We start from the raw sequence: 20,164 nt of genomic DNA on the forward strand, positions 1-20,164 counted from the left end.
CATCTGCGCAGCACCGGTGATCATGTTTTTCACATAGTCGGCGTGGCCTGGGCAGTCAACGTGCGCATAGTGGCGAGTCGGGGTTTCATACTCAACGTGTGAAGTGTTGATGGTGATACCACGTGCTTTCTCTTCTGGTGCGTTATCGATCTGATCGAATGCACGAGCCTGGCCGCCGTAAGTTTTAGACAGTACGGTGGTGATAGCTGCAGTCAGGGTGGTTTTACCGTGGTCGACGTGACCGATGGTGCCCACGTTTACGTGCAGTTTGTTACGCTGAAATTGCTCTTTCGCCATGGCGATAATTCCTTACGTTGTGCCTTCACCATCTGGGTGAAGGCATCAGTTCAAATTTAAACCGTAGCTTATTTGCTACGAGCTTCAATAACGGCCTGCGCTACGTTGTTTGGCGCATCGTCATACTTCAGGAACTCCATGGAGTAAGAAGCACGACCTTTGGTCAGAGAACGCAGCTGAGTTGCGTATCCGAACATCTCAGACAACGGAACTTCAGCGTGAATCTGAACGCCAGTAGCGTTAGATTCCTGCCCTTTGAGCATACCACGACGACGGCTAAGGTCACCGATGACATCACCCGTGTTCTCTTCTGGCGTTTCAACTTCAACCTTCATGATAGGTTCAAGCAGAACGGGTGTCGCTTGTTTAAAGCCCTGTTTGAAGGCAAGAGACGCGGCCAGTTTAAACGCCAGCTCTGAGGAGTCGACATCGTGGTAAGAACCGAAGTGCAGACGCACGCCCAGATCCACAACCGGGTAACCAGCCAGAGGGCCTGATTTCAGCTGCTCCTGGATACCTTTGTCAACCGCAGGGATGTATTCACCAGGAATCACACCACCTTTGATGTCGTTGACAAATTCGTAGCCTTTCGGGTTCGAACCTGGCTCCAGTGGGTACATGTCGATAACAACATGACCATACTGACCACGACCACCAGACTGCTTGGCGTGTTTACCTTCAACATCGGTAACTTTGTTGCGAATCGCTTCACGGTAAGCAACCTGTGGTTTACCCACGTTTGCTTCAACGTTGAACTCACGCTTCATACGGTCAACGATGATGTCGAGGTGCAATTCACCCATACCGGCGATGATGGTCTGGTTAGATTCTTCATCAGTCCATACGCGGAATGATGGGTCTTCTTTTGCCAGACGGCCCAGAGCCAGACCCATTTTTTCCTGGTCAGCTTTGGTTTTTGGCTCAACGGCGATAGAGATTACCGGCTCCGGGAACTCCATGCGCTCAAGGATGATGACGTTATCTGGGTCACACAGGGTGTCACCAGTGGTCACATCTTTCAGGCCGATCGCAGCTGCGATATCACCCGCACGAACTTCTTTAATCTCTTCACGCTTGTTAGCGTGCATCTGAACGATACGGCCCAGACGCTCACGGTTTGACTTAACCGGGTTGAACACGGTGTCACCCGTGTTAACAACACCAGAGTAAACGCGGAAGAAGGTTAAGTTACCCACGAACGGGTCGGTAGCGATTTTGAACGCCAGTGCAGCAAACGGCTCGTTGTCATCAGAGTGACGAACAGCCGGCGTGTCTTTACCGTCGTCCAGCATACCGTTGATCGCGGTAACGTCAGTCGGTGCTGGCAGATATTCAACAACTGCATCCAGCATCGCCTGAACACCTTTGTTCTTAAATGCAGAACCACAGGTTACCAGGATAATTTCGTTGTTCAGAACACGCTTACGCAGAGATGTTTTGATCTCTTCTTCAGTCAGTTCTTCACCACCGAAGAATTTCTCCATCAGCTCATCAGAGCCTTCAGCAGCGGCTTCAACCAGCTTCGCATGCCATTCTTCAGCCAGTTCCTGCATATCAGCTGGAATATCTTCGTAGTCGAAGGTTACACCCTGGTCTGCGTCGTTCCAGTTGATTGCTTTCATTTTCACCAGGTCAACAACACCGGTGAATTTCTCTTCTGCGCCGATAGCCAGCTGCAGAGGAACTGGAGTTGCGCCCAGACGAACTTCCATCTGCTTAACAACTTTCAGGAAGTTAGCACCCATGCGGTCCATTTTGTTAACGAACGCAATGCGTGGAACTTTATATTTGTTAGCCTGACGCCATACGGTCTCAGACTGTGGCTGAACGCCACCAACTGCACAGTAAACCATTACCGCGCCATCAAGCACACGCATAGAACGTTCAACTTCGATGGTGAAGTCAACGTGTCCTGGGGTGTCGATGATGTTGATGTGGTGTGGTTCAAACTGCTTGGCCATACCAGACCAGTAACAGGTGGTCGCAGCGGAAGTGATGGTAATACCACGTTCCTGTTCCTGCTCCATCCAGTCCATGGTTGCTGCGCCGTCATGTACTTCACCGATTTTGTGGTTTACACCGGTGTAGAACAGAACGCGTTCGGTAGTGGTAGTCTTACCGGCGTCGATGTGCGCACTGATACCGATATTACGGTAGCGAGCAATGGGTGTTTTACGAGCCATTTGATTCCTCTGATTCTCGGACGTTCAAGGTAAGTCGACCCCAGCGGGTTGGCTGATTGAGCGCCCGCTGGTTTAACAACTACGTGGTGATTACCAACGGTAGTGTGCGAACGCCTTGTTGGCTTCTGCCATGCGGTGAACGTCTTCACGTTTCTTAACTGCTGTACCTTTGTTCTCTGCAGCATCAGAAAGTTCGTTCGCCAGGCGAAGAGCCATTGATTTATCACCGCGTTTACGAGCAGCATCTACGATCCAGCGCATTGCCAGAGCATTACGACGAACCGGACGGACTTCTACTGGTACCTGATAAGTAGAACCACCAACGCGACGTGACTTAACTTCGACAGTCGGACGCACGTTTTCCAGGGCTACTTCAAAAGATTCCAGCGCGTTTTTACCTGAACGCTGAGCCAGGGTCTCAAGCGCGGTATAAACGATTGATTCTGCAGTAGACTTCTTACCATCTACCATCAGGATATTTACAAATTTGGCCAGCAACTCTGATCCGAACTTAGGATCTGGCAGAATTTTACGCTGACCAATGACGCGACGACGTGGCATGGAAATACTCCGTTGTTAATTCAGGATTGTCCAAAACTCTATGAGTTTATTTTGACATTTAATTTAAAACGTTTGGCCTTACTTAACGGAGAACCATTAAGCCTTTGGCTTCTTCACGCCGTACTTGGAGCGAGCCTGCTTACGGTCTTTAACACCTGAGCAGTCAAGCGCGCCACGAACGGTGTGGTAACGCACACCTGGCAGGTCTTTTACACGACCGCCACGGATCAGGATCACGGAGTGTTCCTGCAGGTTATGACCTTCACCACCGATGTAGGAGGTAACTTCAAAACCGTTGGTCAAACGCACACGGCAGACTTTACGCAGTGCGGAGTTTGGTTTCTTAGGAGTGGTGGTGTACACACGAGTACAAACGCCACGTTTTTGCGGGCAAGCTTCCAGCGCCGGCACGTTGCTCTTTGCAACTTTGCGGACGCGTGGTTTGCGAACCAGCTGGTTAACTGTTGCCATTAAATAGCTCCTGGATTTGCTTTTGCTTCGTAAACACGTAATAAATCGCCTCGTAGAATTACGAGGAGGCAGAATTTTAGGGCTGAGTCAAAGGGGTGTCAAGAAATAACCAGGTTTTAGCCGATTACCAGACCATTTGTTGCTGATGCCTGATCGTTAGCGTGACAAACCCAGTATAGTCTACTGACTGCACACAGGTCGAAATTTGTCCAGCGAGACCGCGAGCCTGAACATCTTCGTCCAGTACCCAGAGCGTCGCCTCGCTCTCTGACAGTCGCATCAATGCGTGGCTGCCAGCTAAAGCGGCCAGCACGCCATCCTGCAACAGCAGCAGGTCATCACCCGCACCCGCCATTAAAAGCAGGCTCTCAAGGTCACAGTGTGCCGGTGAGTGCAGTAACGTATGCAGCATTAACGTCTCTTAAAAAGTAAGAATGCGATCGTAGCTGGCCAGCGTCTGTCGCAGTGCCGGCGCGTCCAGTAGCGTAACATCCAGCAACCGGTCAGCGTCAACCTCTAATCCACGCGCTATCAGCGATGTCCGGCAGAGATAGCACTGTTCAATCTCATACAGCGCCAGCACGCCAAAGGTCGCGGCATAGTGACGGCTCTTAATCGTCTCAGGTTGCTGGTGCAGATTAAGCTGCAGCACGCCATCACCAATAAAAAACAGGCCGATATCCTCACTGAGCGCGCCCGTGGCCAGCGCGGCATCCAGCCCCTCACGTCCTGCGCTGCTGCCGTGCGGCGCCCGGGTAAAGACAAACGCGACCCGATTCATCAGAACTGCACCATGCGTTCACAGCTTAGTGCCGCTTCCGCCAGCGCGCCCAGCCCGCTCAGGGTAAAGCCCGGCTGCAGGTTACTGCCCGCCAGCTGGAGTCGTGCCGCTTCCTGTTGGTCGCTGACGCCACGACGCAGCGCGGCCGCCACACAAATATTCAGTGCCACACCCTGCTCCTGATGCAATGTCTGCCACGCGCGCACCAGATCAAATTCATCACTGGCGGGCGACGTCAGTTGGTTAGCGTTCAGCACCCCTTCGCGATAGAAGAAAACGCTGTCAAGCTGATGGCCTGCCGTCAGCAGTGCGCGGGCAAACAGCCAGGCACTGGTCGCCTGTTGCGTACCGTAAGCCGGACCGGTGACCAGCAGGGTGTAACGCATTACCGCTCCTGCCCCTGGAAGTCGCCGTTTTTAAACTGGCGGATGTAAAGATAGACGGTGTGTTTGGAAATATTCAGCCGATCGGCCACCTGGTTGATGGCATCCTTGATGTCGAAGATCCCCTTCTCATACAGGTTCAGCACAATCTGACGATTCTTGGCGTTGTTCGATACATTACGGTCAGCACTCACCTCTTCAATGGTGAACTCCAGCGTCTGCATCACCAGATCGTCTACCGAACTGGCGAAGTTGACGTTGGAGTCAACCTGCTGCATCTCGGGCGGCATAAAGGTCGACATGATCTGTGAGAACGGCACATCAAGGTTCATGTTGATGCAGAGCAAGCCAATGACCCGTTGCTGACGGTTACGAATCGCAATCGTGACCGATTTCATCAGCACGCCGCTTTTGGCACGTGTGAAGTAGGCACGGGAGACATTACTGTCCGCGCCATGCATATCATGCAGCATACGCAGGGCTAAATCGGTAATAGGCGAACCGACTTTACGTCCGGTGTGTTCACCATTAGCGATACGCACTGCCGAACACTTAAGATCTTCAAGCGAATGCAGGACAATTTCACAATGCGAACCGATCAACATCGCCAGGCCATCCACGACAGCCTCGTACGATTTCAGAATATCGTAATCACTTTGTTCGAACGGGCGCTGCTCCAGAAGATCGAAGTCGCTCAGTTCACCCGGATTGAATGGATTAGACATTGAAGAGTATCACCCTGAATGGCTGGAGCCTGTCACAGCGGCTTATGGGCAGACTCAATATTGGGATAATTAGGCAGGCATTAGTCTGGCAAATGTCGTCGGCTTATGCCAGAGGTTTGTCGTGAAGCCGAAATGAAACCGCCGCCCGGAGGCGGCGGTCAGCAGATTACTGCGCTTTTTCTGCAGCAGCAGGCGCAGGAGCCTGTGCTTTTTCATCTGCCTTTGGCGCTGGTTTGATATCAAGCAGCTCGACATCAAACACCAGGGTGGAGTTAGCCGGGATGCCCGGAACGCCATTTTTGCCGTAAGCCAGATTTGGTGGGATAACCAGCTTGATCTTGCCGCCTTTCTTCACGTGCTTCAGACCTTCAGTCCAGCCCGGGATGACACCATCCAGACGGAATGAGAGTGGCTCGCCACGGGTATAAGAGTTGTCGAATTCAGTACCGTCAATCAGCGTACCTTTGTAGTTTACCACTACAGTATCGCTGTCTTTAGGTGCGTTACCGGTACCCTCTTTCTCAACTTTATACAGCAGGCCGCTTTCGGTTTTCTTCACGCCGCTCTCTTTAGCAAATTTGGTTGCGTAAGCTTCGCCCTTTTCAGAGTTCTCTTTCGCATCTTTTTCCATTTTCGCTGAGGCTGCGCCTTTCACGCGGCCTTCAAAGGATTGCAGCGTCTGCTCAATCTCTTCATCAGAGAGTTTGCTCTTGCCACCAAATGCATCCTGAACACCAGCAATCAGCTGCTGCTTATCCAGTTTGATGCCCAGTTTTTCCTGCTCCTTCAGGGAGTTGTCCATGTAGCGACCCAGCGAAGCACCCAGCGCGTAGGCAGACTGCTGGTCTTCATCTTTGAAGGCAGCATTTTTCGGTGCCTGAGGCGCAGACTGTGGCGCGGCGGCTGGTGCAGCCTGTGGCGCCGCAGCGGTATCTGCCGCCATTGCCAGCGGAGCATTCAGCGCAACAGCCATGGTGGTAGCTAACAATGTGACTTTAAACAGTGATTTCATCCATTCTCCAAAACCGAAGCGTCTAACCTCGGGAAACATTGCGGACTTCAGGGTCCACACTATAACTTTACGTGGCAGTGTCGAACACTCCCACAATGTAATTACCCGGTTTACCTCCGACCTTTATAACATCGGGAAGTTTCATCAGAGATGATGCCGCGCTGCCTTTTTTCAAGCGCAACGCCTCCGGGCGTGAAAAAAACAGGTGATTCCTGGCATTCAGATCGTAGAATCACGCCCCGAGTCGCACCTTAACAGAGGAACAGGTCATGCAACAATCTGAGTGGGAACAGCGTCTGGAGACGCTGGAGAGCAAACTGGCCTTTCAGGAGATGACTATCGATCAGCTGAACAGCGCGGTCGTTCAGCACGAACTGGAGATGAATAAGATGCGTGAGCAGATGCGCATTTTAACCGACAAGCTCAAAGCGAATGCGCCATCGATCGTCGCCTCACAATCTGAAGAGACGCCACCACCGCACTACTGATCGCGGGCTATCTGGCCCCGGCTTACCCGGGCAGAACCAGAATACGCGCCAAAAGAAAGGCCACCCGAGGGTGGCCTTGAAAGGTCTGTTGAGACTTAGTGGCTGCAGCCGCAACCGCCAGTGCCACAACCGCCTTTACCCTGATCATGGTCGTGGTCGTGATCATGGCCGTGATCGTGGTCATGATGATGGCCATCTGCACCGTGAACATGGCCATGAGCCAGTTCTTCCGGCGTGGCTTCACGGATAGCAACCACTTCAACGTTGAAGTTCAGATTCTGACCCGCCAGCATGTGGTTACCATCAACCACGACGTGATCATCTTCCACTTCGGTGATTTCTACCGGAACCGGACCCTGATCGGTTTCTGCCAGGAAGCGCATGCCAACCTGCAGTTCGTCAACGCCCATGAAGACGTCTTTAGGAACGCGCTGCACCAGGTTATCGTCATACTGACCGTAGGCATCGTTTGCCGGGATATGCACGTCAAACTTGTCGCCGGCAATGTGGTTTTCCAGCGCATTTTCCAGACCAGAAATCAGGGAACCATGACCGTGCAGGTAGTCTAACGGTGCACTCACCGGTGACTCGTCAACTAACACGCCGTCTTCTGTACGTACCTGATAGGCCAGGCTTACCACCAGGTCTTTTGCTACTTTCATGATATCTCCTAACCGTTGAGAGCTGAGATCCCGTCTCATTGGTCTATTCTTTCGTGCAATAACACCAACCAGAAAGGTTCGGGGCTGAGTACAAGAGCGTTTTCACTTTCTCTTGCGACTACAGCGTTAATGGCGACAATTGTAACGGAATTCAATCCCGCTGTAAGTCCAGGCGTAAAAAAAGCTGCGCCATTCCGCTACTCAGGATGAAAAATACCGATAACCTGCTCATTAGTGCGAACCTGATCGCGCGCCTGCTTATCGGCCTCACGCATCTGGTGACCACACTTCACGCACTCCACCACATCGACATTATTTTCACGCCACATTGCCAGCGTGTCCTTCTCCTGACAGTGCGGGCATGTCGCACCAGCAATAAAACGTTTACGCATTAGCTTCTGCCTGTTTAAAGAGGTTATTCATCATCGTCCCAGCCGTCGATCTGCCGCTTTTCGCGCTGCATTTCACGCTGGAAGATATCTTCCAGTTCACGCCGCGCTTCACGGACGCGCGAAGCCTGCGCGCTTTCAGAGAGATTGGGCATCAGCTCGCGCAGCATCCGCATATCAAGATGGCGGAAATACTGCTGGGCGCGGTGCGCCTGATGCGGATGCATCCCAAGCGTCATCAGCGTCTTACGTCCCAGTTCCAGCGCACTGGAGAAGGTCTCACGCGAGAACTGCGTGACGCCCGCCTGAAGCAGTTCATGCGCTTCTACACGGCCCCGGGCGCGCGCCTGAATCTGCAACTGCGGAAAATGCTGCTGGCACAGATGTACAATCGTCATCACATCTTCGGGCTCGTTACAGGTGATCACTATCGCCTGAGCGCTGGCCGCACCGGCTGCCCGCAGCAACTCCAGTTCGGTGGCGTCGCCGTAATAGACCTTATAGCCATATTTCCGCATCAGGCTGACTGCACTGATGTCGCGCTCAAGCACGGTGATGCGTTTGTTATTCGCCATCAGCAAACGCCCCACCACCTGCCCGAAGCGACCAAAGCCCACCACAATTACTTGCGGCTGATCGTCTTCGACAAAGTGTTTCTCTGCCTCATCATCCGGCTCATTGAAGCGGCGTGCCAGCAGACGATCGATTCCCTTCATCAGCAGCGGCGTGGTCATCATCGACAGGGTCACCGTCACCAGCAGCATCGGCAGTTGATCGCCAGAGAACAGCTTTGCCGAGGAGGCCGCTGAAAAGAGCACAAAGGCGAACTCGCCCCCCTGACTCAGCACGCCAGCGAACTGCTGACGCTCAGAGCTGCGTAAGCCATAAATGCGCGCCAGCAAATAGAGCACCAGCGTTTTCACCGCCACCAGCGTCACGACGCCCAGCAGGATGGTCACAATATGGGTATAGAGCACACCGAGGTTGAGCGCCATGCCAACCGAAATAAAGAACAGGCCCAGCAGTAAACCTTTAAACGGGTCGATGGCGACTTCCAGCTCATGCCGGTACTCGCTCTCCGCCAGCAGGATCCCGGCAATAAAGGTCCCCAGCGCCATCGACAGACCCAGCGCATCCATAAACAGCGCCGAGCCCAGCACCAGCAGCAGCGAAGCGGCGGTAAAGACTTCGCGCACGCCCGACGCAGCGATGTAACGGAAGATAGGCCGCAGCAGATAGCGTCCGCCCACCAGCATGCCGGCAAACGCCAGTACTTTCATGCCGACCTTCATCCAGTCGATATGACCGCTGTCGGTTCCGGCCAGCAGCGGGATCAGCGCCAGGGCTGGGATCACCGCGATATCCTGAAACAGCAACACCGAAAAGCCCAGTTGCCCCGCTTCGCTGCGGTTCATGCCTTTATCCATCATCAGCTGCAGGGCCATGGCGGTCGAGGACATCGCCAGACCAATCCCGCCAATGATCGCCGCCTGCCAGCTAAAGTTGGTCAGCCACAATAAGCCGCCCAGAATCGCCGCTGAGAAGATCACCTGCGCCGCGCCGACGCCAAAAATGGAGCGGCGCAGCGCCCAAAGCTTTGCCGGGTTCAGCTCCAGCCCGATGATAAACATCAGGAACACCACGCCGAGCTCAGAGAAGTGCAGAATCTCGTCGACGTCGCTGATAAAACCTAATCCCCACGGGCCGATAGCGATACCCGCCACCAGATAGCCCAGAACTGCACCAATACCGAGGCGAGCCGCCACCGGTACAATCAATACCGCCGCGACCAGATAAATCACCCCGGCGGTCAGCAGCGTTTGCCCTTCCATCTATACCCCTCCATTCGGCAGCGGTGCCGCCAGCCAGTCGCCATAGGCACGAGCGTAATTTTTCATTAATTCAGGACTCTGACGACGCGCCCAGTAGACGATCATCGGCGGCATCCAGTGCATACGGCACATCTGCGCGGTCAGCTCAAAAGGACGCATAATGTCATTGAGCGAATAGCGGTTCAGACCCTGATGTCTGAAGGCACTTTCCGGTTCTCCGGTGGTGACGACGCTGCGCCAGTACTTTCCTTCCAGCGCATTGCCATCCACGCCATTGGCGAAACCGCGCGACAGAACCCTGTCCAGCCACTCTTTCAGCAGCGCCGGACAGCTATAGGTATAGAGCGGATGCTGAAAAATGATGACATCATGTTCACGCAGCAGCTGTTGTTCATGGTGAATATCGATAAAAAAATCCGGATAGGTTGCGTACAGATCGTGCACGGTAACGTGTTCCAGTGCCTGAGCCGGCTGCAGCAGAATCCGATTGGCGATCGAATCCTGTGATTCCGGATGGGCATAAAGCAGCAAAACCCTGGGTGGCTGCGACATCCTTTCCCTCCAAAGCGTCGTCATTGGTGCGGTTTTCCGCTACCATGCACGACGCAGCAAAATCTCATTATGTTGCCAGTAAATTAACATATTCTGACGATACGGCGCTTACATGATTGTCTTCTCAGCCTTACAAATTCGCCGCGGCATCCGCGTCCTGCTCGACAACGCCACCGCCACCATCAATCCCGGCCAGAAGGTCGGGCTGGTGGGTAAAAACGGCTGTGGAAAATCCACACTGCTGTCGCTGTTAAAAGGTGAAATCACCAGCGATGCCGGTACCGTCACTTTCCCCACTCACTGGGCGCTGGCCTGGGTGAATCAGGAAACCCCTGCGCTGGATAAAGCCGCGCTGGAGTACGTGATTGATGGCGATCGCCAGTTTCGCCAGCTTGAAGCAGAACTGGCGGACGCCAATCTGCGTGACGATGGCAATGCCATCGCGCTGCTGCATGGCAAGCTGGACGCGGTGCAGGCGTGGAGTATCCATGCGCGCGCCTCAAGCCTGCTGCATGGTCTGGGCTTCAGTCAGGAACAGCTGCAACGCCCGGTCAGCGACTTCTCGGGTGGCTGGCGCATGCGCCTTAATCTGGCACAGGCGCTGATTTGCCGTTCCGATCTGCTGCTGCTGGATGAACCGACCAACCACCTCGATCTCGATGCGGTGATCTGGCTGGAGCGCTGGCTGAAGAGTTATGAAGGCACGCTGATCCTGATCTCGCACGATCGTGACTTCCTCGATCCCGTCATCGACAAAATTATTCATATCGAACAGGAGTCGATGTTCGAATATACCGGCAACTACAGCTCCTTTGAGCGGCAGCGCGTCGCCAAACTGGCTCAGCAGCAGGCGCTGTATGAGAGCCAGCAGGAGAAAGTGGCGCACCTGCACAGCTACATTGATCGCTTCCGCGCTCAGGCCACCAAGGCGAAGCAGGCGCAGAGCCGCATCAAGATGCTGGAGCGCATGGAGATGATTGCGCCCGCCCATGTCGATAACCCGTTCAGCTTCACTTTCCGCAAGCCGGAGAACCTGCCTAATCCGCTGATGAAGATGGAGAAGGTCACCGCGGGTTATGGCGATCGTATTATTCTCGACGCCATCAAGCTCAACCTGGTCCCCGGCTCGCGCATCGGCCTGCTGGGACGTAACGGTGCCGGTAAATCGACCCTGATTAAGCTGCTGGCGGGTGAGCTGGAGGCGATGGACGGCAAGATGGGTCTGGCGAAAGGGATCAAGCTCGGTTACTTCGCCCAGCATCAGCTGGAGTACCTGCGAGCCGATGAGTCACCGCTGCAGCATCTGTCGCGTATTGCGCCTGACGTGCTGGAACAGCAGCTGCGCGACTATCTGGGTGGCTTCGATTTCCGCGGCGATAAAGTCACTGAAATCACTAAGCGCTTCTCCGGCGGAGAGAAAGCGCGACTGGTGCTGGCGCTGATTGTCTGGCAGCGCCCTAACCTGCTGCTGCTGGATGAACCCACCAACCACCTCGATCTTGATATGCGCCAGGCGCTGACCGAAGCGTTGATCGACTTCGAAGGTGCGCTGGTCGTGGTATCGCACGACCGTCATCTGCTGCGCGCGACCACCGACGATCTCTATCTGGTGCATGATGGCAAAGTGGATGTGTTTGAAGGCGATCTCGAAGATTATCAACAGTGGCTGAGCGATCTGCAGAAGCAGCAGGCGCAACAGGATGCCGCGCCGAAGCAGGATAACGGCAACAGTGCCCAGGCGCGTAAAGACCAGAAGCGTCGTGATGCCGAACTGCGCACCCAGACGCAGCCGTTGCGCAAAGAGATAGAGAAGCTGGAAAAGCAGATGAGCAAATGGCAGAGCCAGCTGGCCGAAGCCGAAGCTCAGCTCTCAGACAGCGCTATCTATGAACAGAGCCGTAAAGCGGACCTGACCACCGCGCTGCAGCGTCAGGCGGAGAGCAAATCTGCGCTGGAAGAGGTGGAGATGGCGTGGCTGGAAGCGCAGGAACAGCTCGAACAGATTATGGCCTCATAAAAAAATCTCCCCGCTCGCGGGGAGATTCTCTTTTAACGGGGTTTATCGCCCAGCACCGTTGCCCGCTGCATGATACGCCGGGCAGGATAGTAGTCGGCATTGGCATAATGCTGCGTGACCCGATTATCCCAGATAGCCAGATCGTCTGGCTGCCAGCGCCAGCGCACCTGAAACTCCGGTTTGGTGGCGTGCGCAAACAGAAAGCCCAGCACCGCATCACTCTCTTTCTCGCTTAAATCGACGATCCGCGTGGTAAAGCCCTCATTCACAAACAGCGCTTTTTTGCCGCTGACCGGATGGGTGCGGATGACCGGATGCTGCACCGGCGGATGTTTTGCTACCGCCTGCTGCCAGCGCTGATGCTCCTCCTCCGTTTTGCGGTACTTATACTCCTGGAATGACTTTTTGAAATCATGCTCGGCATGGAGACCTGCCAGCAGCTGCTTAAAGGGTTCAGAGAGCGCTTCGTAAGCCGCAATGCCGCTGGTCCAGAGCGTGTCTCCCCCCGACTCCGGTAACACCTTCGAGGCCAGCAAGGCGATCGCTGGCGGCGTATCAATAAAGGTGACATCGGTATGCCAGTTGTCATTATCCGGCGGATTATCCTGATGGGTATCCAGCACGATAATCTCCTCAACGCCTTCCGCATGCGGATAGACCGGATGGATATGCAGATCGCCAAAGCGGATTGCCAGCGCGCGGTGCTGTTCCGGCGTTATTTTCTGGTCACGCAGAAACAGCACCTGATGACGCAGCAGGCCATGATAAAGCTGCTCAAACTGAGCATCACTCAATGGGCGAGACACATCCAGGTTTGAGACCTGCGCGCCAATGTACGGGCCAAGCGGGGTAAAACTGAGACGTTCGTTCATGATTGTTCTCCACTCCAGGGCGTAAGACGGCGCTGCAACGCGCGGAGCCCGAGTTCTAAGCTAAAAGCGATAAAGGCGATTACCGCGATACCCGCCAGCACCACATCGGTGGCGAGGAATTCTCCTGCTGACTGCACCATAAAACCCAGACCCCGCGTGGCGGCAATCAGCTCAGCGGCCACCAGCGTTGACCAGCCAACCCCCAGACCGATGCGCAGACCGGTGAGGATCTCCGGCAACGCGCCTGGCAGAATCACCCAGCGCAGCAGTTGCCAGCGATTAGCCCCAAGCGAGCGAGCCGCACGCAGTCGGACCTGCTGTGTGTTACGCACGCCGGCCAGGGTGGAGAGCGTCACCGGCGCGAAAATCGCCAGATAGATCAGCAGGATTTTCGAGGTCTCTCCAATGCCGAACCAGATCACCATTAATGGCAGATAGGCGAGTGGCGGAATCGGACGATAGAGTTCAATCAGGGGATCGAGCAACCCGCGAGCGACCGGGCTGAGGCCCATCAGGATCCCTACCGGAATACCGATGGCGGCAGCGGCAGTCAGCGCAATCAGCATCCGTGTCAGGCTGGCGGCCAGATGCTGCCACAGCGTGGCATCCATAAAGCCCTGCGCGCTGGCAATCAGCAGCAGCTTGCTTAACACCTGCTGTGGCGACGGCAGGAACAGCGGTGCTATCAGGCCCAGCGCGGTCACCCCCCACCAGAGCAGCAACAGCAGAGAGAGACTCAGCATGCTCAGCGTAAAGGCGGTTGAAAACGGCCAGCGCAAACGACGGCGCACCGGCAGAGACTTGTCATTGATGAGTGCACTCATGCAAACGCCTCCCGCTGATCAAATACCCGGCTCAGCACGTACTCGCGCTGGGCGATAAACTGCGGATCGGATTTGATGCTGCGGCACGACTCCCCTGCGGCAAAGCGCTGGCCAAAGCCAGGACGCAGCCGCTCAACGATGCGGCCCGGTCCTGGCGACAGCAGAATCAGTTCACTGGCCAGGAAAATCGCCTCTTCTATGTCGTGCGTAATCAGCAGAATCTGTTTACCGCTGTCGCGCCACAGCGTCAGCAGCAGGGTTTGCATCTGCTCGCGGGTAAAGGCATCCAATGCGCCGAAAGGCTCATCCAGCAACAGCAGTTGTGGATCGGTGGCCAGCGCGCGCGCAATGCCCACCCGCTGACGCTGACCGCCGGACAACTGCCAGATGGCGCGTTTTTCCGCACCTTCCAGCCCCACCTGCCTGATTAACCGGCGGGCAATCGTGTCGCGATCCGTGCGCGACATCCCCGCCAGCTGCAGGCCAAAGGCGACGTTATCCAGCACGTTGCGCCACGGCAGTAATCCTTCATGCTGAAACACCACGCCGCGCTCCGCACCAGGCCCGGTCACCGGCTGGTTATCCAGCGTGATGCTGCCCGACTCCACCGGCAGGAAACCGGCAACCAGATTGAGCAGTGTAGTTTTGCCGCAGCCGGAGGGGCCGAGCACTACCAGCAGCTCATGGCTATCCAGCTGCAGATTGATATCCTGCAACACCGGCTGTCCGGCATAACGGGCATTAAGGTGAGCGATGCGCAGCATAGTGCCTCCTTAAGGTTTAACTAATGGCTCGACGAAACGGGAGGTCACATAGCTGCTGTAGTCATTATCCGCCTGCGGCACCCGGCCCTGCGCTTTCAGAAACTGCGCGGTATCGACGATCGCTTTATTGACCGGTTTGCCCAGTTGCTCAACCTGCTGCTGCGCCGTGAGGTAGGTATTGCCCTTCACCAGACCGGGCACCTGTGCTTCCGGCACACCGCTGAGGCGAGAGAGTTTGCTGAGGTTATCGGACTGTTTCAGCCAGCTGTCGGGGCTGTTCAGGTAGGCCTGCTGCGCGTCAAGCGCGCTGCGGGCAAAAGCGGTCACGATCTCAGGATGCTGCTGCGCAAAATCTTTGCGTACCACCCAGACATCCAGCGTCGGCGATCCCCAGCTTCCCACTTCCGCAGAGTCGGTTAACACCTTGCCCTCTTTTTCCAGCTCATTAACCGCCGGTGCCCAGACGTAAGCGCCATCAATGTCGCCACGCTGCCAGGCCGCGATAATCGCTGGCGGCTGCAGATTGACCAGCTGTACCTGTGACGGTTTGATGCCCCAGTGTTTCAGCGCAGCCAGCAGGCTGTAGTGGGTGGTGGAGATGAACGGCACCGCAATGCGTTTGCCAATTAAATCTTTGGGCGTAGTGATGTTCTTCTTCACCACCAGCGCTTCAGAGTTGCCCAGCTGAGAGGCGAGTAAAAAGGCTTCAATCGGCAGCTTCTGCGCCGCCGCGACCGCTAACGGGCTGGAACCGATATTGCCAATCTGGACGTCACCGGACGCCATCGCACGTAATACCCCGGCGCCGCTGTCAAACTTGCGCCAGTCAACGCTGGCCCCGCTCTCTTTCGCAAAGCTGTTGTCAGCCTGCGCCACTTTCGCCGGTTCAGCCGAGGTCTGGTAAGCCACGGTGACATTGACCGCATCAGCCCGAAACGCCAGCAGCGCCAGCGCTGCGGCTAAAAAAGTTAAACGTGTTGCTGCCATGATCACTACCCCACCGTTTTTATAGTGGAGGCAGTGTCTCTGCGAGCTATAGTTTCATAAAGGAATTAAAAATTATCCCTAATAGAAATAAGTTCTTAGATCACTATCTGCAAAACTAAGTCAAAAATCGCAAATGCTGAAAATAGCTAAAGTAAGCAAAAATGTCAGGCGCTCACATTGTCCCTGTGCTATTCATATGCGTTCCCAATTATTGCCTGTTAAGGTTTCTGAATCCGATGTCGATCGAGAAAGTCGCTCAGCTGGCTGGCGTCTCCAAAGCCACGGTATCGCGGGTTCTCAACGCGCATCCCGGCGTGAAGCCCGATACGCGTGAGAAAGTTCTGGCGGCAATCTCTGCCTGCGACTATCAGCCCAACTTACTGGCGCGTCAGCTGCGTACGTCGCAAAGCAACATGCTGCTGGTGCTGATCTCGGATATCACCAATCCCTTCTGTTCACGCGTGGTTCAGGGCATCGAGGCCGAAGCGGAACTGCACGGCTATCACATCCTGCTCTGTAACTCAGCCTCGCAGCTCCAGCGTGAAGCCGCCTATCTCTCCCTGCTGACCGGGAAAGTGGTGGATGGCGTAATTACTATGGATGCGGCCTCCGGTTTACAGGATTTGCAGGCGCTCATCGCCGGGGCGCCCTGGGTGCAGTGCTGCGAATTTGATCCGGATATTCCCGCCTCCTCGGTCAGCATTGATCACCTTGAAGCCGCACGCGATACCGTCCACTACCTTGCCGGTAAAGGGCGTAAACGCATCGGGCTGATCAATGGCGACATGCGTTACCTTTACTCGCATCATCGTGAAAAGGGCTACCGGCAGGCGATTGAGGAGCTGGGGTATGCGTGGTCCGGCGTCTCCTACACTTACGAAATCTCCTGTGAGGCGGGCAGTCAGGGGCTAAGAGAGTTGATGGCGCTGCCGGAACCGCCGGATGCGGTGTTTGCGGTTTCAGATGTGCTGGCGGTAGGCGTGGTACATGCGGCGCTGGAAGCGGGTCTGCGCGTGCCGGAAGATCTGGCGGTGGTCGGGTTTGATGGCGTGTCGTTTACCCGCAGCCTGAATCCGCCGCTGACGACCATCGAGCAGCCGATGAACCAGCTGGGAGCGCGTAGCGTGCAATTGCTGCTACAGAAGATCCGCAACGCTAATGCGCCAGTCATCCGCGAGGTGCTGCCCTGGACGCGCGTTGAACGCGCATCCAGCTAACTTAGTGCCAGATTAACAGCACGCAGGCAGCGGTCAGCAGCCCCATGGCGAGGTTAAAGATTTTCCAGGCGCGACGGCTGCGCAGAATGCGGCCGATCATTGCACCAAATCCCATCCAGATAACACCCGATACCAGATTAACCAGAAACATGCCGATGCTTATCGCCATCACTGAATGGCGATACGCGTCACCGGCCAGGCTGAAGCTGGCGACCGCGCCCAGCGCCATCAGCCAGGCTTTGGGATTGATCAACTGCAACAAGCCGCCCTGCCAGAAGGGCATCGGCGCATCCGGCGCCTGATCGGTTTCCAGCTTCTCATAACTGGACGTCGCTATCTTCCACGCCAGCCAGAGCAGATAGAGGCTACCGGCGATTTTCAGCACCAGGTGAAGCGAAGGATAGAGGAGGATCAGCCCGCCGACGCCAAAGGCCACCATCAGCAGCATCACCTGCATCCCGATCATGATGCCAATCATCAGCGGAATGGTGCGCATAAAGCCAAAATTAGCGCCCGAGGCGGTGAGTAACATATTATTAGGCCCGGGCGTAATGGCCGCGACCCAAAGAAATCCCAACATTGATAAGAAAAGACTCAGTTCCATGGCAATCGGGTACTCCTTACCCTGCAAGAAAAAACTTATCGAAGCTAACAGTGTGATATGGAACAGACAAGCTTTTACCACATGAAATTTACCGGACCAGAAAACGAGCACTTCACGCCACCTGAGAGTCTGCGTAACGCGCACCTGCAGACCCTGCTGCCGCGCCTGTTACGTCGTCGTATCGCGAGCGATCCCCACTGGCAGCGTCTCGACCTGCCGGATGGCGACTTCGTCGATCTCGCCTGGAGTGAAGACCCGCAGTTCGCGCAGCATAAACCGCGCGTGGTGCTGTTTCATGGACTGGAGGGCAGTTTTCACAGCCCCTATATTCATGGCCTGATGGCGATCTGCCGTGCGCGCGGCTGGCTGGCGGTGGTGATGCATTTTCGCGGCTGCAGCGGCGAACCGAATCGGCTCAACCGTATCTATCACTCCGGCGAAACCGAAGATGCCCGTTTTTTTCTGCACTGGCTGCGCACCCGCTGGGGCCGCGTGCCCACCGCCGCGGTCGGTTTCTCGCTGGGCGGTAACATGCTGGGCTGCCTGCTGGGCCAGCAGGGCGCAGCCGCTGAGGTAGACGCGGGGGTCATTGTCTCCGCTCCGCTGCAGCTGGAGCCCTGTAGCCTAAAACTGGAAAGCGGCTTCTCACGCGTCTATCAATACTATTTGCTGGCGCAGCTCAAGAAAAATGCCCGCCGCAAACTGCACGCCTGGCCGGATACGCTGCCGGTCAATCTGGCGCAGCTGAAAGCGCTACGGCGACTGCGCGACTTTGATGATGCCATTACCGCCCGCGCCCACGGTTTTCTGGATGCGGCCGATTACTATCATCGTGCCAGCGCCATGCCCTGGCTGAAGCACGCAGAGAAACCGCTGCTGATCATTCACGCCAAAGATGATCCTTTTATGAGTGATGAGGTGATCCCGCACAGCAGCCAATTATCTGCCACTATTACTTATCAACTGACACCACACGGCGGCCATGTAGGTTTTGTTGGTGGGACATTACGCCAGCCTGAAATGTGGCTGGAACAGCGTATCCCCCAGTGGATCGCCCCTTTTCTGGATAACTGAACTCGTGATTATTCCCTGGCAACAGGTCTCACCTGAGACCCTTGAAAATCTGATTGAAACCTTTGTGCTGCGCGAAGGCACGGACTATGGCGAGCAGGAACGCAGCCTGATCGACAAGGTGGCCGATGTGCGACGTCAGCTGGAAACGGGTGAAGTGGTGCTGGTGTGGTCGGAACTGCACGAATCGGTCAATATCATGCCGCGCAAAGAATTTCGTGGCTGATGCACCCAACGGCATTTCGTGTTAACAATGCCTATTGCCCGACCTCACAGGGAGCTTTTCTATGTCTGCACGTCATCCCATTATCGCGGTGACTGGTTCCAGCGGCGCAGGGACCACCACCACCAGCGTGGCGTTTCGCAAAATCTTTCAGCAGCTCGATCTTCATGCGGCAGAGCTGGAAGGTGACAGTTTTCACCGTTTTACCCGCCCTGAAATGGATATGGCGATTCGTAAGGCGCGCGATTTAGGACGTCATGTCAGCTACTTCGGCCCGGAAGCCAATGACTTTGGCCTGCTGGAGCAGAGCTTTAAAGAGTATGGTCAGAGCGGACAGGGGCAGTCGCGTAAATATCTGCACACCTACGATGAAGCGGTGCCGTGGAATCAGGTGCCCGGCACCTTTACGCCGTGGCAACCGCTGCCGCAGAACACCGATATTCTCTTCTACGAAGGGCTGCACGGCGGCGTGGTGACGGCGCAGCACAACGTAGCAGAACAGGTTGATCTGCTGGTTGGCGTGGTGCCGATTGTGAACCTGGAGTGGATTCAGAAGCTGGTGCGCGACACCGGCGAGCGCGGCCATTCACGTGAAGCGGTCATGGATTCGGTAGTGCGCTCGATGGAAGATTACATCAACTTCATCACACCACAGTTCTCACGCACCCATATCAACTTCCAGCGCGTCCCGACGGTCGATACCTCAAACCCGTTCGCTGCCCGCGCTATTCCGTCACTGGATGAGAGCTTTGTGGTGATCCACTTCCAGGCGCTGGAAGATATCGACCTCCCCTACCTGCTGGCGATGCTGCAGGGCTCGTTTATCTCGCACATCAATACGCTGGTGGTGCCTGGCGGCAAAATGGGTCTGGCGATGGAGTTGATTATGGGCCCGCTGGTGAAGCGGCTGATGGAAGGCAAGCGAATAGAGTAAGAGGCCAGCAAAAACCGCTCTGAGAGCAGATGTCTTTCATAAAGATGGTAAAACTGGCTTTCCTGCGGCTAAAGACTTACCGCTAAGCAGGCTTCAGGGAGCATACACCTTTCGCAAAGACGCAAAACCGCCATCCCTGGCAGGCTCAGCGCGGGCCATCCTTGGCCCGCTATGCTTTGCTACAGGTATATGCTCCCTTCGCTTCACGTCCGGCAACCGCATCCGGTTTCAGGAAGGTCGCTACAAACAAACTTTGGGCAGGATGAATCTTACAGCAGCGAAAAAGCTTAACACGCAGGGAACCGGGTCAGAAGA

General features: G+C 55.5%; 24 protein-coding genes. 6 read left to right on the plus strand and 18 right to left on the minus strand.

Annotated elements, in window-relative coordinates; all coding sequences use genetic code 11:
- The 9 genes from EPG66_RS17340 to fkpA all read right to left on the minus strand — a co-directional run.
- On the minus strand, window positions 1-297 hold a 297-nt coding region (locus tag EPG66_RS17340; RefSeq protein WP_246379447.1), incomplete at its 3' end, for a GTP-binding protein.
- Between the two features lie 68 nt (window positions 298-365).
- On the minus strand, window positions 366-2,480 hold the full coding sequence (gene fusA / locus EPG66_RS17345) for an elongation factor G (RefSeq protein ID WP_039388931.1): 2,115 nt from the start codon (window positions 2,478-2,480) through the stop codon (window positions 366-368).
- A gap of 90 nt (window positions 2,481-2,570) precedes the next feature.
- Entirely contained in the window at window positions 2,571-3,041 is a 471-nt protein-coding gene (gene rpsG, locus EPG66_RS17350; protein ID WP_003852909.1) for a 30S ribosomal protein S7, read from the minus strand.
- A gap of 96 nt (window positions 3,042-3,137) precedes the next feature.
- Window positions 3,138-3,512: a 30S ribosomal protein S12 gene (gene rpsL, locus EPG66_RS17355; protein WP_003852912.1), complete on the minus strand. Its 375-nt coding sequence runs from the start codon at window positions 3,510-3,512 to the stop codon at window positions 3,138-3,140.
- Window positions 3,513-3,636: 124 nt separating this feature from the next.
- Window positions 3,637-3,924, minus strand: coding sequence for a sulfurtransferase complex subunit TusB (gene tusB, locus EPG66_RS17360; RefSeq protein ID WP_083070464.1), 288 nt, complete (start codon window positions 3,922-3,924; stop codon window positions 3,637-3,639).
- A gap of 9 nt (window positions 3,925-3,933) precedes the next feature.
- Window positions 3,934-4,293: a sulfurtransferase complex subunit TusC gene (gene tusC, locus EPG66_RS17365; RefSeq protein WP_031593724.1), complete on the minus strand. Its 360-nt coding sequence runs from the start codon at window positions 4,291-4,293 to the stop codon at window positions 3,934-3,936.
- Window positions 4,293-4,679 carry a sulfurtransferase complex subunit TusD gene (gene tusD, locus EPG66_RS17370; RefSeq protein ID WP_010253028.1) on the minus strand — a complete coding sequence of 129 codons (387 nt, stop codon included), beginning with the start codon at window positions 4,677-4,679 and terminating at the stop codon, window positions 4,293-4,295. Before tusD ends, tusC begins: the two co-directional genes overlap by 1 nt.
- The gene (locus EPG66_RS17375; RefSeq protein ID WP_010253029.1) at window positions 4,679-5,401 is read right to left on the minus strand and encodes a helix-turn-helix transcriptional regulator; all 723 of its coding nucleotides are present in this window, start codon (window positions 5,399-5,401) and stop codon (window positions 4,679-4,681) included. Before EPG66_RS17375 ends, tusD begins: the two co-directional genes overlap by 1 nt.
- A 166-nt stretch (window positions 5,402-5,567) precedes the next feature.
- Complete coding sequence (gene fkpA / locus EPG66_RS17380) at window positions 5,568-6,413, minus strand: FKBP-type peptidyl-prolyl cis-trans isomerase (protein WP_031593723.1); 846 nt, start codon at window positions 6,411-6,413, stop codon at window positions 5,568-5,570.
- A 269-nt stretch (window positions 6,414-6,682) separates the two neighbouring features.
- Here fkpA and EPG66_RS17385 point away from each other — a divergent pair, with 269 nt between their 5' ends.
- The gene (locus EPG66_RS17385) at window positions 6,683-6,901 is read left to right on the plus strand and encodes a SlyX family protein (protein ID WP_010253031.1); all 219 of its coding nucleotides are present in this window, start codon (window positions 6,683-6,685) and stop codon (window positions 6,899-6,901) included.
- A gap of 95 nt (window positions 6,902-6,996) precedes the next feature.
- On the opposite strand, the gene slyD is transcribed toward EPG66_RS17385, so the two are convergent.
- The 4 genes from slyD to kefG form a co-directional block, all read right to left on the minus strand.
- Window positions 6,997-7,563, minus strand: a complete 567-nt coding sequence (gene slyD, locus EPG66_RS17390) for a peptidylprolyl isomerase (protein ID WP_010671583.1) — start codon at window positions 7,561-7,563, stop codon at window positions 6,997-6,999.
- A gap of 197 nt (window positions 7,564-7,760) precedes the next feature.
- On the minus strand, window positions 7,761-7,955 hold the full coding sequence (locus tag EPG66_RS17395) for a YheV family putative zinc ribbon protein (RefSeq protein ID WP_010253033.1): 195 nt from the start codon (window positions 7,953-7,955) through the stop codon (window positions 7,761-7,763).
- Between the two features lie 23 nt (window positions 7,956-7,978).
- Complete coding sequence (gene kefB / locus EPG66_RS17400; RefSeq protein WP_010253035.1) at window positions 7,979-9,784, minus strand: glutathione-regulated potassium-efflux system protein KefB; 1,806 nt, start codon at window positions 9,782-9,784, stop codon at window positions 7,979-7,981.
- Complete coding sequence (kefG, locus tag EPG66_RS17405) at window positions 9,785-10,336, minus strand: glutathione-regulated potassium-efflux system ancillary protein KefG (protein WP_010253037.1); 552 nt, start codon at window positions 10,334-10,336, stop codon at window positions 9,785-9,787.
- A 112-nt stretch (window positions 10,337-10,448) separates the two neighbouring features.
- On the opposite strand from kefG, the gene EPG66_RS17410 reads away from it, so the two are divergent.
- Entirely contained in the window at window positions 10,449-12,353 is a 1,905-nt protein-coding gene (locus EPG66_RS17410; RefSeq protein ID WP_031593721.1) for an ABC transporter ATP-binding protein, read from the plus strand.
- Between the two features lie 32 nt (window positions 12,354-12,385).
- Here the strand turns inward: EPG66_RS17410 and tauD are convergent, their stop codons facing one another.
- Genes tauD through tauA form a run of 4 tightly spaced genes read right to left on the minus strand, consistent with a single transcriptional unit; the run spans window position 12,386 to window position 15,800 of the window.
- On the minus strand, window positions 12,386-13,225 hold the full coding sequence (gene tauD / locus EPG66_RS17415) for a taurine dioxygenase (protein ID WP_010253043.1): 840 nt from the start codon (window positions 13,223-13,225) through the stop codon (window positions 12,386-12,388).
- On the minus strand, window positions 13,222-14,049 hold the full coding sequence (gene tauC, locus EPG66_RS17420) for a taurine ABC transporter permease TauC (protein ID WP_010253046.1): 828 nt from the start codon (window positions 14,047-14,049) through the stop codon (window positions 13,222-13,224). The genes tauD and tauC overlap by 4 nt, the downstream gene beginning before the upstream one ends.
- The gene (gene tauB, locus EPG66_RS17425; RefSeq protein WP_039388921.1) at window positions 14,046-14,813 is read right to left on the minus strand and encodes a taurine ABC transporter ATP-binding subunit; all 768 of its coding nucleotides are present in this window, start codon (window positions 14,811-14,813) and stop codon (window positions 14,046-14,048) included. Before tauB ends, tauC begins: the two co-directional genes overlap by 4 nt.
- Before the next feature lie 9 nt (window positions 14,814-14,822).
- Window positions 14,823-15,800, minus strand: a complete 978-nt coding sequence (gene tauA, locus EPG66_RS17430; protein WP_010253052.1) for a taurine ABC transporter substrate-binding protein — start codon at window positions 15,798-15,800, stop codon at window positions 14,823-14,825.
- Window positions 15,801-16,036: 236 nt separating this feature from the next.
- Between tauA and EPG66_RS17435 the strand changes: the two genes are divergently transcribed.
- A complete protein-coding gene (locus EPG66_RS17435; RefSeq protein WP_031593718.1) occupies window positions 16,037-17,017 on the plus strand; it encodes a LacI family DNA-binding transcriptional regulator in 981 nt (326 codons plus the stop codon).
- 1 nt (window position 17,018) lies between these two features.
- Here EPG66_RS17435 and EPG66_RS17440 read toward each other — a convergent pair whose 3' ends face one another.
- Window positions 17,019-17,621 (minus strand): LysE family translocator, encoded by a 603-nt coding sequence (locus tag EPG66_RS17440; RefSeq protein ID WP_010253059.1) that lies wholly within the window; start codon window positions 17,619-17,621, stop codon window positions 17,019-17,021.
- A gap of 57 nt (window positions 17,622-17,678) precedes the next feature.
- Between EPG66_RS17440 and EPG66_RS17445 the strand changes: the two genes are divergently transcribed.
- The 3 genes from EPG66_RS17445 (at window position 17,679) to EPG66_RS17455 (ending at window position 19,849) form a co-directional block, all read left to right on the plus strand.
- Window positions 17,679-18,695 carry a hydrolase gene (locus tag EPG66_RS17445; protein ID WP_182687654.1) on the plus strand — a complete coding sequence of 339 codons (1,017 nt, stop codon included), beginning with the start codon at window positions 17,679-17,681 and terminating at the stop codon, window positions 18,693-18,695.
- Window positions 18,696-18,699: 4 nt separating this feature from the next.
- Complete coding sequence (locus EPG66_RS23080) at window positions 18,700-18,918, plus strand: YheU family protein (RefSeq protein ID WP_010253066.1); 219 nt, start codon at window positions 18,700-18,702, stop codon at window positions 18,916-18,918.
- A gap of 61 nt (window positions 18,919-18,979) precedes the next feature.
- A complete protein-coding gene (locus tag EPG66_RS17455; protein ID WP_039388919.1) occupies window positions 18,980-19,849 on the plus strand; it encodes a phosphoribulokinase in 870 nt (289 codons plus the stop codon).
- The last annotated feature ends 315 nt before the right edge of the window (window positions 19,850-20,164 follow it).

This window comes from Pantoea pleuroti (genome assembly GCF_014156615.1).
Lineage (GTDB): Bacteria > Pseudomonadota > Gammaproteobacteria > Enterobacterales > Enterobacteriaceae > Pantoea > Pantoea agglomerans.